8 protein-coding genes are annotated in these 12,620 nt (G+C 63.4%); 3 read left to right on the top strand and 5 right to left on the bottom strand.

What is annotated here, in order from left to right:
- Positions 1-372: 372 nt before the first annotated feature.
- Both ACTJKX_RS07655 and ACTJKX_RS07650 read left to right on the top strand, forming a co-directional pair.
- Positions 373-5,988, top strand: a complete 5,616-nt coding sequence (locus ACTJKX_RS07655) for an autotransporter domain-containing protein (protein ID WP_440724893.1) — start codon at positions 373-375, stop codon at positions 5,986-5,988.
- Positions 5,989-6,114: 126 nt separating this feature from the next.
- A complete protein-coding gene (locus tag ACTJKX_RS07650; protein ID WP_440724892.1) occupies positions 6,115-7,053 on the top strand; it encodes a hypothetical protein in 939 nt (312 codons plus the stop codon).
- Positions 7,054-7,227: 174 nt separating this feature from the next.
- Here the strand turns inward: ACTJKX_RS07650 and ACTJKX_RS07645 are convergent, their stop codons facing one another.
- Together ACTJKX_RS07645 and ACTJKX_RS07640 are read right to left on the bottom strand one after the other, a co-directional pair.
- Positions 7,228-7,938 carry a L,D-transpeptidase gene (locus tag ACTJKX_RS07645; RefSeq protein WP_440724891.1) on the bottom strand — a complete coding sequence of 237 codons (711 nt, stop codon included), beginning with the start codon at positions 7,936-7,938 and terminating at the stop codon, positions 7,228-7,230.
- Positions 7,939-8,186: 248 nt separating this feature from the next.
- A complete protein-coding gene (locus ACTJKX_RS07640; protein ID WP_440724890.1) occupies positions 8,187-9,083 on the bottom strand; it encodes a DUF930 domain-containing protein in 897 nt (298 codons plus the stop codon).
- A 240-nt stretch (positions 9,084-9,323) separates the two neighbouring features.
- Between ACTJKX_RS07640 and ACTJKX_RS07635 the strand changes: the two genes are divergently transcribed.
- The gene (locus tag ACTJKX_RS07635; protein ID WP_440724889.1) at positions 9,324-10,214 is read left to right on the top strand and encodes an adenylate/guanylate cyclase domain-containing protein; all 891 of its coding nucleotides are present in this window, start codon (positions 9,324-9,326) and stop codon (positions 10,212-10,214) included.
- Between the two features lie 65 nt (positions 10,215-10,279).
- Here the strand turns inward: ACTJKX_RS07635 and ACTJKX_RS07630 are convergent, their stop codons facing one another.
- From ACTJKX_RS07630 to ACTJKX_RS07620, 3 genes are all read right to left on the bottom strand, one after another.
- The gene (locus ACTJKX_RS07630) at positions 10,280-11,290 is read right to left on the bottom strand and encodes an OmpA family protein (protein WP_440724888.1); all 1,011 of its coding nucleotides are present in this window, start codon (positions 11,288-11,290) and stop codon (positions 10,280-10,282) included.
- A gap of 78 nt (positions 11,291-11,368) precedes the next feature.
- Positions 11,369-11,593, bottom strand: a complete 225-nt coding sequence (locus tag ACTJKX_RS07625; protein WP_440724887.1) for a hypothetical protein — start codon at positions 11,591-11,593, stop codon at positions 11,369-11,371.
- 512 nt (positions 11,594-12,105) lie between these two features.
- Positions 12,106-12,618 (bottom strand): flavin reductase, encoded by a 513-nt coding sequence (locus ACTJKX_RS07620; protein ID WP_311944008.1) that lies wholly within the window; start codon positions 12,616-12,618, stop codon positions 12,106-12,108.
- Positions 12,619-12,620: the final 2 nt, after the last annotated feature.

Genomic DNA, 12,620 nt, shown 5'->3' with positions numbered 1-12,620 from the left:
TTTTTGCGTCGTTTCACCGATTGCAGAACCTACCTGCCGCAGTAACGCTCCGCGATCGACACCCATATCAGCACAATCATACCCCTTCGGGTAATAGTCAGACGAAGATTTATTGGGAATGTTGCTGTTCTATCCACCGTGGCGCAGCGCGTTGGATTCGTCAGTGGCCGGCGTTGCCGTGATCGGTCCTGACCCTTCGATATTCTATCGACGGCCGCCGGGGGCATTGTGGTGACGATATGGGAAGGCGCGGCGGCGGGTTCCGCTGCAGGGCAATCTGGCGGCCGGCGTGGCGGTCGCTCCAAAATTGCATCGAGCAGACGCCGTCTATGGGCGTTGGCCACGGTTTCTCCTCTCGCAATGATGCTCGGTGTGACCGGCCTGGCGGCCCCCGCTCGGGCCGGAGCCTGTACAGTCGACTCCACCGCCTGCGACGCTGCCGGCGGTGCGGGCTATGATCGTGGCGGCATCGGCGGGGCCGGTAATGGCGGTGGCGGCAACGCCACCGCCTTCGGGCCGGGTGACGCCACGGTGCAAATCCCCGGCACGCTCGGGGATGCTGGCGAGGGCGGGGCCGGTGGGGCAGGGGACGGCGCGGGAGGAACCGGCGGCGGGCGCCAGGTTATTTACGGCGTGGTTGTGGCTACTCCTGTCAAAGCCGACGACGGCTCGCCGGGATCGAATGGATTCAATTTTTCATCCGGCGGTGGTGGCGGCGGCGGCAACTACATTATCGGAACGAATCTCAGCGTTTCGGGCATTGGGGCTCTCCGTGGCGGCAATGGCGGCACCGGCGGTTTCGGAACGTCGGGCTCGGCAAGCAATGGCGGTGGCGGTGGCGGCGGTGGCGCAGGCGTGGTCTCCATTCAGCCGAATACCGTCATCGGCAACCAAGGGCTGATCCAGGGAGGCAATGGCGGCGATGGTGGTGGTGGCGGAAACCCGGGCGGCGGCGGTGGCGGTGGCGACGGGCTGCTGGTTTTCGGCAACGCTACAAACATCGTCAACCTGGGAACGATCGTCGGGGGCGGTGGCGGAAGCGGCACGGGCGGATCGATCGGAGGCAACAGTGGCGCCGGCGTCAACCTGGTCGGCGGCGGCGTCAACCTTGTAAACTGGACGGATATTGTCGGTGGGGCCGCCAATGGCGCCGAAGCCGGCATCGGTGTGATGACCAATGGCAACAGCACCATCCAAAATCATGGGAAGATCAGTGGTGGGCTCGAGGCCAATGGCCTGACATATGGCGCCTCCATTCGCTTCGGCGGGATCGGCAATACGCTGAAACTGTGGTCCACCTCGATGCTGGTGGGCGACATCCAGCTGATCACCAACGCTGCTGCGACAATAGCCGCACAGGAGGCCGGTGTGCCGGTGGTGAGCAATGCGATCACACTCGGCACCGGCTCCTCGGTGACGTTCGACACGACCGACGGCGATATTTCGATTTCAGGCGTGATATCCGGCGCAGGACAGGTCACGGCTACGGGCGGCGGCACGGTCGTGCTGTCAGGCGACAACAGCTATACAGGCGGCACCAGCATCTCTGCCGGGACATTGCAGCTCGGCGTCGGCGGCACCTCGGGCTCGATCGTGGGGAACGTGACGGACAACGGCCTATTGGTCGTCAATCGTTCTGACACCTCGACGCTGTCCGGTGTCGTCTCGGGTAGTGGGGCGCTCGTGCAGAGGGGCACCGGCACCACCATCCTGACGGGCGCGAATACCTATAGCGGCGGGACCACCATCGAGAAAGGCACGCTCGCGCTCGGCGCCGGAGGCAGCCTCGCGGCGAACGGCAATGTGTTCGTCACCGGAGCGGGCGGCAGCTTCGATATCAGCACTTCGGGCGGCAACCAGACCATCGGCGCCTTCGCCGGCAATGGGGGCACCACGATCATGCTCGGCTCGAATAGCCTGACCTCGAACACTGCCTTGAACACGACCTATGGCGGGGCCATCGGCGGTACAGGCGGGCTCGTGAAGCAAGGCACCGGAACATTGAGTCTGTCCGGGCAGAACACCTATGGCGGCGGCACCACCGTAGCCGGAGGTACGCTAGCCCTTACGGGCGCGGGCAGGCTTGCTGCCAATGGCACCGTGACACTGTCGGGCCCTGGCGCGGCCTTTGATATCAGCCTTGGATCTGGTGATCAGGCCATCGGCGCGCTCGCAGGTGTCTCCGGCACCGCGGTATCTCTGGGTAGCAACTCCCTGATCCTGAACACCGCCGCATCGGTCGATTTCGGCGGCGGGATCACCGGCCAGGGCGGCCTCGTCGTGCAGGGGGCGGGTATCCAGATCCTTACCGGTACCAACACCTACACAGGCGGTACGACGATCGCCGTCGGCACGAGTCTCCAGCTCGGCAATGGCGGCACGGGTGGCTCGATCGTCGGGAATGTGGCGGTCAACGGCGCTCTCATTCTCAATCGATCCGACAACCTGACCTTGGATGGCACCCTGTCGGGCAGCGGCGGGATCCTGCAGCGCGGCCAGGGCACGACGCGGCTGACGGGCGACAGCAGCGCTTTCACAGGCCGCGCCAGTGTGGTCGGCGGCAATCTCGTGATCGCCGGCCAGCTCGGCGCGCCCACTTCAGTCACGGGCGGGACCCTCACCGTGGACGGCGTGCTCGGCGGTCGGGTCGATGTCTACGGCTCTGGTACGGTGACCGGCCGGGGCACGATCGAAGGCGATCTCGTTTTCTCCGGCGGCGTTCTGACGGGCGCGGCCGGCAAGACTCTGACCATCGACGGCAATCTCGACCTCGCCTCCAGCACGAACGTCAATGTTGCCCTGGGTTCGGCCTCGGCGACACCGCTCTTCCAGGTCGGCGGCAACCTCACGCTCGACGGCACGCTCAACGTCACCAACCAGGGCGGCTTCGGCCCCGGCGTCTACACCCTCATCGGTTACGGCGGCAGCTTGACCGACAACGGGCTGGAAATCGGCACGTTGCCGGCCAGTGTCGTCCCGGACAACCTGACCATCCAGACCTCGGTCGCCGGTCAGGTCAACCTCATCTCCACCGCCGGTCTGGCGCTCGGTTTCTGGGACGGCGAGAATGCCGGCCAGCGCAACAATGGCGCTGTGGACGGTGGCGGCGGCGTCTGGCGCGCCGACGGGCGCAACTGGACCGACAAGGACGGCTCTATCAATGGCCCCTATCAGCCCAACCCGACTTTCGCGGTCTTCCAGGGCACGGCCGGCACTATCCGCGTCGACGCCAGCGCCGGCGCGATCGCGTCCGCCGGCATGAATTTCGCCGTGGACGGCTATCGTATCGAGGGCGATGCCATCGCCCTCGCGGCGCCCCAGGGCGAGAGCATCATCCGCGTCGGCGACGGCAATCCGGCGAGTGCCATGACGGCGACCATCGCCTCCGAGCTCACCGGCTCCAACAAGCTGGTCAAGACCGATTATGGCCGGTTGATCCTCGCTGCCGACAACAGCTACAGCGGCGGGACCCGGATCGAGGACGGCACGCTGCAACTCGGCAATGGCGGCACCACCGGCTCGGTTCTCGGCGATATCGCCAATGACGGCCTGCTCGCCGTCAACCGCTCCAACGCCTTGACCCTGTCCGGCGTGATCTCCGGTTCTGGCGGGCTCTGGCAGACCGGCAGCGGTACGACCATCCTGGCCGGCACCAACACCTATACGGGCGGCACCGAGATCGGAAACGGTACGCTGCAGATCTCGGCTGACGCCAATCTCGGCGCGACTTCCGGCAGCCTGATTTTCAACGGTGGCAAGCTGGCGACGACGCAGACCTTCGACATGGCTCGCGCCATCACGCTGGCGCAGGTCGGCGAGTTCAATGTCGGCGGCCATACCGTGCTGGGCCTGACCGGTGCCGTCTCGGGACCGGGCGACCTGCTCAAGACCGGAGGCGGGATCCTGCGTCTCGACAATGCCGGCAATGCCTATGGCAACACCCTAGTGCGCGAGGGCGGGCTGATCGGCAATGCCGCCTCGATCTCGGGCAATATCGGCAATGCGGGGATCGTCGTGTTCGACCAGACCACCGATGCCAGCTTTGCCGGCGATATCGTCGGCCTCGATGGGACCTCCGGTGTCATGGATAAGCGGGGAACCGGCAGCCTCACCCTCACGGGCGTTTCCAGCCTCGACTGGGCGATTGAGGCCGGCAACCTCACCAGCGCCGCCGAACGCTTCGGCGGTAGGGCGCAGATCGTCACCGGCGCTTCCCTCACCTTCGACCAGACGGCGAACGCCTTCTATGGCGGCTCCCTCCTGGGCAACGGCAAATTCATCAAGGCCGGCTCGGGCACGCTCCTCTATGACGGCGACAGTTCGACCTTCGCCGGGACGACGGACGTCACCGCCGGCGAGCTGATCGTCGGCTCGGACGCCGGCCATGCCAGTGCCGTGCTCGGCGGTTCGCTCAACGTCGAGGATGGCGCCTTGCTCGGCGGCCATGGCACTGTCGGTTCCGGCGTCGGTTCCGTCATCACCATCGCTTCCGGCGGCACGCTCGCGCCGGGCAACTCCATCGGTACTTTCACCGTCAACGGCAATCTCGTCTTCGACGCGGGCTCGCATCTTGCCGTGGAGGTCGATCCCGCCGGCACGGATGCCGATCTCGTCCATGTCACCGGCAATGCCACGCTGAAGGGGGGCTCCGTCGCCCATATCGGCGCTGACGGTGCCTACAAACTGCGCTCAAGCTACACGATCCTGTCCGCCGACGGCACCTTGTCGGGCAGCTTTGACAGCGTCACCACCGATTTCGCCTTCCTGACCCCGGAACTCGCCTATGATTATGGGGCGGGCACCGTCGATCTCAACCTCAAGCGCAATTTCATCGACTTCAGCAGCGTCGGCCAGACCCGCAACCAGCGGGCGACGGCCGGCGGCATCGAGAGCATCGGGCTGGCCGCAGGTCACCCGGTCTACGATGCCATCGCCCTTCTGCCCGACGACAAGGCGCTGATCCGCGCGGCTTTCGACCAGCTTTCCGGCGAGATCCATGCTTCCGCCAAGAGCGTGCTGATCGAGGACAGCCGCTTCATTCGCGATGCCGCCACCGGCCGTATCCGCGCCGCCTTCGGCGATGTCGGCGCTTCGTCCTTGCCAGTCACCGTCTATGGCGCGGGCGGTCCGCAGGCGGCTTCGCCCACCGCCGATCGGCTTGCCGTCTGGGGCCAGGGCTTCGGCGCCTGGGGCCGGATCGACAGCAACGGCAATGCCGCCAAGCTCTCGACCTCGACCGGCGGCTTCCTCGTCGGCGCCGACATGCCGGTTTTCGAGACCTGGCGCTTCGGCGTGCTCGCCGGCTACAGCCGCAGCGACTTCAAGGCCCGGGATCGTGCCTCTTCCGGCACCAGCGACAATTACCATTTTGGCCTCTATGGCGGCACGAGCTGGAGCGTGCCGGGCGGTCGGCTCGGCCTGCGCACCGGCCTCGCTTACACTTGGCACGACATCGACACCAGCCGCTCGGTCGTCATTCCCGGCCTCGTCGACAGCCTGAAGGGCGATTATCGCGCCGGCACCTTCCAGGCCTTCGGCGATCTTGGCTATCGGGTGGATACATCCTATGCGTCGCTGGAGCCGTTCGCCAATCTCGCTTATGTCAGCCTCGACACGGGCTCCTTCACCGAGCAGGGCGGGGCGGCCGCGCTCCATGCCGATGGCCAGGCCACCGATACCTATTTCTCGACCCTCGGCTTGAGGGCCGCGACGAATATCGATGTCGGCGGCACCACCGCCACGCTGCGCGGCTCGCTCGGTTGGCGCCACGCCTTCGGCACCACCACGCCGCTCTCGACCCAAGCCTTCTCCGTCGGCAACGCCTTCACTGTGGCGGCCGTGCCGATTGCCCGCGATGCGGCAGTGGTGGAAGCCGGCATCGACGTGGCGCTTTCGCGCGCCGCAACCCTCGGTCTTTCCTATGATGGGCAGCTCGCCGCTTCAGCCCAGCAGCATGCCTTCAAGGCGAATTTCAACTGGCGGTTCTGACGCCCGGCGCCAGTCGATTGCCTCGCAAAGCTGACTTCCGTTATATTGTTCACCAGGCCCGACAGCAATGATGGCTCATAGTCATGCCGGGCGCGGCATCATCGCGGATCGAGGCTGGGGAACGTCATGGCGAGTTTCGTGCAGTTCCTGCAATATTCCGGTGTGTTTGCCGCCCAAAACTTCCTGGTGGTCCCGGAGGGCGGCTTCAATCTGGTTTGCCTGCGCGATGCCCAAGGCGTTCACCTGGCCTACGACAAGGCCCGGCTGCAGATCGACGATATCAGCGTCGAGCAGGTCGAGCGCATTGCCCAGGATTATGTCGACACCCGCTACGGCAAGCAGCAAAGCCAGGAGCGCGACGATCAGTTGCTGCGCCTGCGCACCGCGCTCTATGGCACCATACGGCCGCAGGCCGGGGCACGCGCCCTCAAGGTTCAGGCCAAGGGGACCGGCATTCCCCCGCTGACGGGCACGCGCGGCAGCACGGTCATCAAGCTCGACGTCGCCATCATGCCACGCAAGAGCTACTCGCTCGCCTTCAAGTTCCTCAGGCATTTCGACCAGGCGGGCAAGGTCGTCAACGCCACGAAGTTCAAGCCGGATGACGCGCCCTGGTTCCTCACCCGGCTGAACTGGATCTTCGGGGCCCAGACCAACATCTTCTTCACCCCGGCCGGCGCCGACTGGATCATGGTGGAAAAGGCCCTGGGGCCGAAGATCATGCGGGATGTCTTCCGCCAGGACATCGTGCCGCTCAAGCAGGATGGCGCCGATCTCACCTGCTTTCTCGTCGGCGATTACGATGCCATGGCGAGCGAGGCGGCGGGGCAGTTCCTGCCGGACGAGCAGGTCTGCGTGGTCGTCGACCGGGGCAATCCGGGGGTGTTCGACTATGGCGAGGCCTTCATCGGCGTGATGGCGCACGAGGTCGGTCACTTCCTGCACCACAAGCGCAATCTGGGCGGCAGCGGCCACCATAATCGCGGCGGCATCCTGCTTTCCAGCGGCCTGGAAAGCCTGGAGCTGGACAGGCAACTCGTCAGCGACCTCAACGCCTGGACATAGCGCCCGGTTTTGCGGGGGCGCTCCGGCGTGTTTTCGGCAGGTTCTGCGATTTGTCATGCCGGGTTTGACCCGGCCATCCACAAACACCGGCAAGAGGCTGGATTGCCGGGTCAAGCCCGGCAATGACAAGGTTCGCGCATATCAGAACTCTGCTGCAGGCAGCAGCTTCCCGCCTCAGGCCGGCAACACGACCACCTTCGTCCCCACCGGCGTCTGGCCGTAGAGGTGGAGCATGTCCTGGGTGAGCAGGCCGGTACAGCCGCTCGTAACGCCGGAGCCGATCGACTGGGGAATGATGGTGCTGTAGAGAGTGTAGAGCGTGTATTTGCCGTTCTGATAGAGATAGAGCGTGCGGGCGCCGAGCGGGTTGTTGAGGCCGGGCGGCATACCGCCGGCATATTTAGCGGCCTCCGGCTGGCGCGCGATCATCTCCTTGGGCGGCGTCCACACCGGCCATTCGGCCTTGCGCCCGACATAGGCATCCCCATGCCAGAGGAAGCCCTGGCGGCCGACATTGGCGCCGTAGCGGGTGGCGATCCCCTCTCCCTCGATGCGGTAGACATAATATTTGCTCGGATCGACGATGATCGTGCCGACCGCTTCCTTGCTGGGGTACTGCACTTTTCGGCGATAATATTTCGGGTCGATCTTGCTGACATCGACCGCCGGGATCGGGAATTTCTCCTCGGGCACTGCCGCATAGAGCCTCGCCGCCTCGGCCCGGCTCATGCCGCCTGACGTCGCACAGCCGGCCAGCCCCAGCGCGCCGAGACCGGCAGCCGAGCCGACCAGAAACGACCGGCGGCTGAGAAGTCCCGATCCGAGCCCGGGCTTGGCGGCCTCGTCCATCTCGCCGGTATCGGCAATCCCACCGTCCATGATCATGATCTTCGCGTTCCCTTGTCCCATTGCCCGACCAGAGAAGACAGCGGCATGGCCGCCGAATGTCTCGCTGGGCTGAAATTGCCCTTACATGGTCCGATTGGCAAGCTCGGGCCTTCGCGCGGCCGGTTGCCATGCACCAAAATCGGTGATCTCTCGCGGGCCCGCAATCGACTTTCGCCGAACTCCGAGAAAGTTCTGCAGATCATGGCAGCGGCGTCCGGGGCCAAGCCGCGCGCTTCATGCCTCGCTTATGGCGAAGGGAGCCCGCGGCTTTTCCAGTCGCTGCGCGGGACCGGATTGCCGACCCGGAAGGCGAAGGCGATTACCTTCGTCGCCTTGGCATCGACTTCGCAGCGATAGCTCAGATCGTACCATTGCGAATTGGCGGCGAACGCCGCCTTGGAGTCCTCGAGCACGCTCCCTTGCTCGAGCAGTTCGCGAGGCAGCATATCGGGGACATAGGAGGGCGAAGCATGCAGCAATTGCTCGTGGAGTTCCGTCACGCAAAGCTGGCCCGCCCGCTCGCCGCGAGACATGCTTCCCATCGCGAGCATTGCGTTGATGTCGTTGGTTGTCTCCTGCGAAAACAAGGTCTTGGCTTCAGGAAGCCTGGAATTTGGTTGAGCTTGATTTTGGGCTTGAGCGTTGATCTGGGCTGGCGCGGCCGGTGTCTTTGTCGCGACATCCTGGGGAGCGGGATCGGCCGTAGCCGTCATCACGGGCAGCGGTTTCGGCTCACTTGTTTGCGCCGGATCGGGGCGGCCCGGAGGCGAGGCAGAACCGTTTGCGGAGCTGTTGCCATCCCTAGCCCTTCGAGGTCCACGATCCTTGTCGCCAAAAAGAAACACCGGCTTCATGACCGGCTGCGTCGCCTGCCGCTCGCTCGTCGCTTTGGATGACGGTGGTTTCGCCTCACTTTCGGCCGGCGGCTGTGCGGGGCTGGCCGGCGGCGGAGCTTCGGCTTTCGGCTTTGGTTTTGGGGGCGGATCGACCGATTGTACCAAGTCGACCGTTACCGTCTGTTCTTCCTTCAGGGGTGACACCAGCGATCTCGGCAGGATGAGCGCGGCGACCAGCAAATTGAGGAGAAGGGAGGCCAGCAGGCTCCACTTCCACCATCGCTGATCCTGCTGATCGTTTCTCATCCCGGAAGATGTGGAACCAAATATCGGCAGTATCAAGCACGAGGGCCTGCCGGGTCGAAATATCCTTCGGCAGCTAGGGCGGATAGTCGCCACCGCCACACCTGCAGCTCGGCAACGGCTCATCGTGCGATGAAGTCCTTCCGCCACTTGCCAACAGCAGCCTCATGGACTTCAAGGAATGAAACCAGGGTCGATTTTGGTATACTATGTGGTGCTGCGTTCTCGGGGCGGATGCGCGTGATGGATCAGGAGAGAATTCTAGCTGCAGTGCTCTTGGTCGATGTCGTGGGGAGCACGCCGCTCTATGAACGCGTCGGCGATGTCGGCGCCTTGCGGCAAATCTCGGACTGCCTGGATGCGGTACGCGCGATCACCGCCCGATATGGCGGCGAATTCATTCACTCGAAGGGCGATGACGTCCTAAGCCTGTTCAAAAGGCCGGAGGCGGCACTGAAGGCTGTCCGCCAGATCAGCAGCCAGCTGACGAATGGGGCGTTGAGGACCAGGATCGGATTGCATTTCGGCGCAGTCATTCGAATGCGGGGCGACATCTTCGGCGACGTCGTCAATGTCACAGCGCGATTGTCCACCACGGCAAACCCCGGGGAAGTGCTGGTCAGCCAGAGCTTCTTCGAAGCGCTTATTCCGGAAAGCCGCAATGCCTTGCGGCTCCTCGACAGCATGGCCTTCAAGGGAAAGCAGGAGCCCTTCGATGTCTATACCCTGCGGGAGGACGATGTGGCGCTCAGCACGCAGCTTGCCCGCCAGAGCATGGTTTTCGACAGGCTTGCCGGCCCGGTACGGCACCTCAACCTCGTCATCCGATATGGCGATCAGCTGCGATCCTGCCGCAACAACGAATCCGTGACCATCGGCCGGTCCCCGGAGTGCGATATCGTCGTGCCGCGGCCCTGGGTCTCCAGGCATCACGCGACCTTCACCATTTCGAACGGCAGGGCCAAGCTTGCCGAGCGAAGCTCGTCGGGCACCTTCATGTCGACGGGGACGGATCTTGAAGTCTTCGTGCGCCGCGAAGACGTTCTGCTCTTCGGCTCCGGCTTGATATCGCCCGGTGTGCGATCATCCCTCAGCGAGGCCCAGATTCTATACTACGAAATCATCTCCGGCTGACCGCTGCTCACGCAACTCAGCAAGACCGGCGGTTCGCCGGTCTCCCAAAAAGGATAGGTGCCGCCTCACGGATTGACCCATTTATTCTTCGGGTTTTTCAGCCAATCCTGATAGTGCCCGATGATGTCGTCGCGTGTAATCTTGTAGCCCTTCCTGGCGGCGGCTGCCTCGATGTTGTCGATCATCATCTTGCCCATCGCCTGCATCACCTGATCGGCGTCGGGATTGCCGGTCGTCCAGCTCGTCGGCCAGCCTGTATAGGGGTTCCAAGGCACCGGAACGCCGCCCAGCTGAATGGGCGACAGATTGTCGGAGGCGATCTTGAGCCCCATGGTGCTGACATAGGCAAAGGCTGCGTAGGGTGCGGCCTGATCGAACGCCTTGTCCCAATCGATATTGGGTTGATCGAGGGCATCCAGGACACCGGGCGGTTGCCACTGGAAGGTGACGACCACCGAGCGGTCGCGTTCGTCCTCGTCGAGAGACTCCAGGTGCGGCCAGCTATCGCGATAGAACGGATTGGCGGACACCTGCTGCTTGGCGCCGGAGCCGCCGGACGTGAAGAATTTTGCCGATGAGCCGGCGAGCTTGCGCAAATATTTGTCGATGTTTGCCGCGCGTCGTTCGGAGAGGCCATTGTTGTCATAGCTCTCTCCGCCGGTCCGGCTGGCATGGCCTTCGACGCCGATCCTGAGCTCGGCATGCGCCTTGATGAACAGGCGCATCACGCCGTCGATCGCCTTCAGGTGCAGCGGCTTGGGCGCGTCGCTGCCCACGTCGTAATTATAGAGGAGGAAGAACGCGAAGTTCTTCATCGGCGCTGGCAGCCAGAGGGCCAGGCCGTCGCCTGTCTTGTTCGGATCGGTTCCCTTGCCCACGAGCTGCGCCAGGACCTCGTCGCGGATGCGAAGCCATTGGACGACCAGATTGTGGTCCGCCTTCGGGTCGAGCTTGCGCGAGATGCCGGTGCGCGCTCGAAACCGCCGATCGGCCTCTCCAGACACATAGTCGCGCTGAGGTGTGGACAGTTGTTCGTAACGCTTCGACCAGACGCCGGGTATGTATTGTTCGGTCATGTTCGCTCCACAAATGCGTTGCTGTGCAGAACGATCGGTCCTTGCCCGTCGCTCGGCGAGCGGGCGGGAACAATCGTTCTAATGCGGGTTGAAGAAACCGAGAACGCGGGTGGCGGACAGCGAGTGCAGTGCCTGCACGAAGCCCTCCACACTCAGTGTTCGAGGTGTATCCAGGCGCAGGCCGCTTCCACCGACCAGTCGCACGAAACTCGAATTGCCCAGGGCCGCGATCGCATCAGGATGCGGCTTGGCGTCGTCGTCGACGCCGGCACGTGCAAAAACCTCCTGGAAAAACGCGGGCATGATTGTGCCTCTATATTTTGCGCTCGCACGCACATCCCGGAAGAACAGCTCGCCGCGAACGGCAAGTTGCCAACGTCCGCGCGACCTGACACCGTGCCCTGTTTCAAGTCATTCGCCGTCAGCTCTTGCATGCAGCCAAAGGCGGATGGCTCAGGGATCCTTGCCCGGCAGCTCATTGCCGGATCCCGCTATATTATGCCAAGGCGCTGATCAGTATATCCCCCAAAGATGGGACCCCCAATAAGTATCGCCGGATTAGGATGTTCATTGAAAAAGAGAATAGAATTTCTGAAAATGTATTATTATTATAGAAAATAACAATTAATACAATTGATGTTTATTTTCAAAATTTCCAAAAGGAAATTATCAAATTTGACGGGTTATGACGCAAAGAGCCGAGACTGTCATGTCAATATGAGAGTAAGATTCGATATTTGGATATATAGTATTCGTGATTTTTTCTTGAAATTCAATCCAAATTAAAAGTAATTACATTTTTTGTCGACGATATTCTAGCCTCCAAAGCTCCCCGCCTGTCCCAACACATGCGCGTAGCCTCTGTCGAAATAGAGCAGGGCGTGGCCGTCCTTGCGGCTGCGGATGTCGACGACCTCGCCGATGAAGATGTGGTGGCTGCCCACCAGATGCCGGTCGATCAGGTGGCAGTCGAAGGAGACGATGGCGTCGGCCAGCGCCTGGTTGCCGGAGGGGAGGTCGATCCAGTCGGCGGCGGCGTAGCGGGCGTCCATGTCGGCGCGCTGGCCGGCGAAATAGCCGGCGAGGTCCTGGTGGTCCGGTGTCAGCACGTTGACGCAGAACCGGGCGTTCTCGATGAAGACGCCGGTCTGGGCCGAGCGGCTGTTCATGCATACCAGCAGGGTCGGCGGCTCGTCGGTCACCGAGCACATGGCGGTGGCGGTGAAGCCGCCGCGCCCGGCGCTGCCATTGGTGGTGACCACGTTGACGCTGGCGCAGACCCGCGCCATGGCGTCGCGAAAGTGGGTCCGGGAGACGGGATCGGGCATGG

Origin of the sequence: Labrys sp. 22185, assembly GCF_052045555.1 — a bacterium.
In the GTDB taxonomy this organism is placed as follows: Bacteria; Pseudomonadota; Alphaproteobacteria; order Rhizobiales; family Labraceae; genus Labrys; species Labrys neptuniae.
Note: the sequence above shows the minus strand (reverse complement) of the source record. Positions and strands in the feature narration are given on the sequence as shown.

Excerpts from the sequence above, each read along its gene's own strand:
- ACTJKX_RS07640 (WP_440724890.1), bottom strand. The coding sequence starts at position 9,083 with ATGAGAAACGATCAGCAGGATCAGCGATGGTGGAAGTGGAGCCTGCTG.
- ACTJKX_RS07625 (WP_440724887.1), bottom strand. The coding sequence starts at position 11,593 with ATGCCCGCGTTTTTCCAGGAGGTTTTTGCACGTGCCGGCGTCGACGAC.
- ACTJKX_RS07645 (WP_440724891.1), bottom strand. The coding sequence starts at position 7,938 with ATGATCATGGACGGTGGGATTGCCGATACCGGCGAGATGGACGAGGCC.
- ACTJKX_RS07635 (WP_440724889.1), top strand. The coding sequence starts at position 9,324 with ATGGATCAGGAGAGAATTCTAGCTGCAGTGCTCTTGGTCGATGTCGTG.
- ACTJKX_RS07620 (WP_311944008.1), bottom strand. The coding sequence starts at position 12,618 with ATGCCCGATCCCGTCTCCCGGACCCACTTTCGCGACGCCATGGCGCGG.
- ACTJKX_RS07630 (WP_440724888.1), bottom strand. The coding sequence starts at position 11,290 with ATGACCGAACAATACATACCCGGCGTCTGGTCGAAGCGTTACGAACAA.
- ACTJKX_RS07650 (WP_440724892.1), top strand. The coding sequence starts at position 6,115 with ATGGCGAGTTTCGTGCAGTTCCTGCAATATTCCGGTGTGTTTGCCGCC.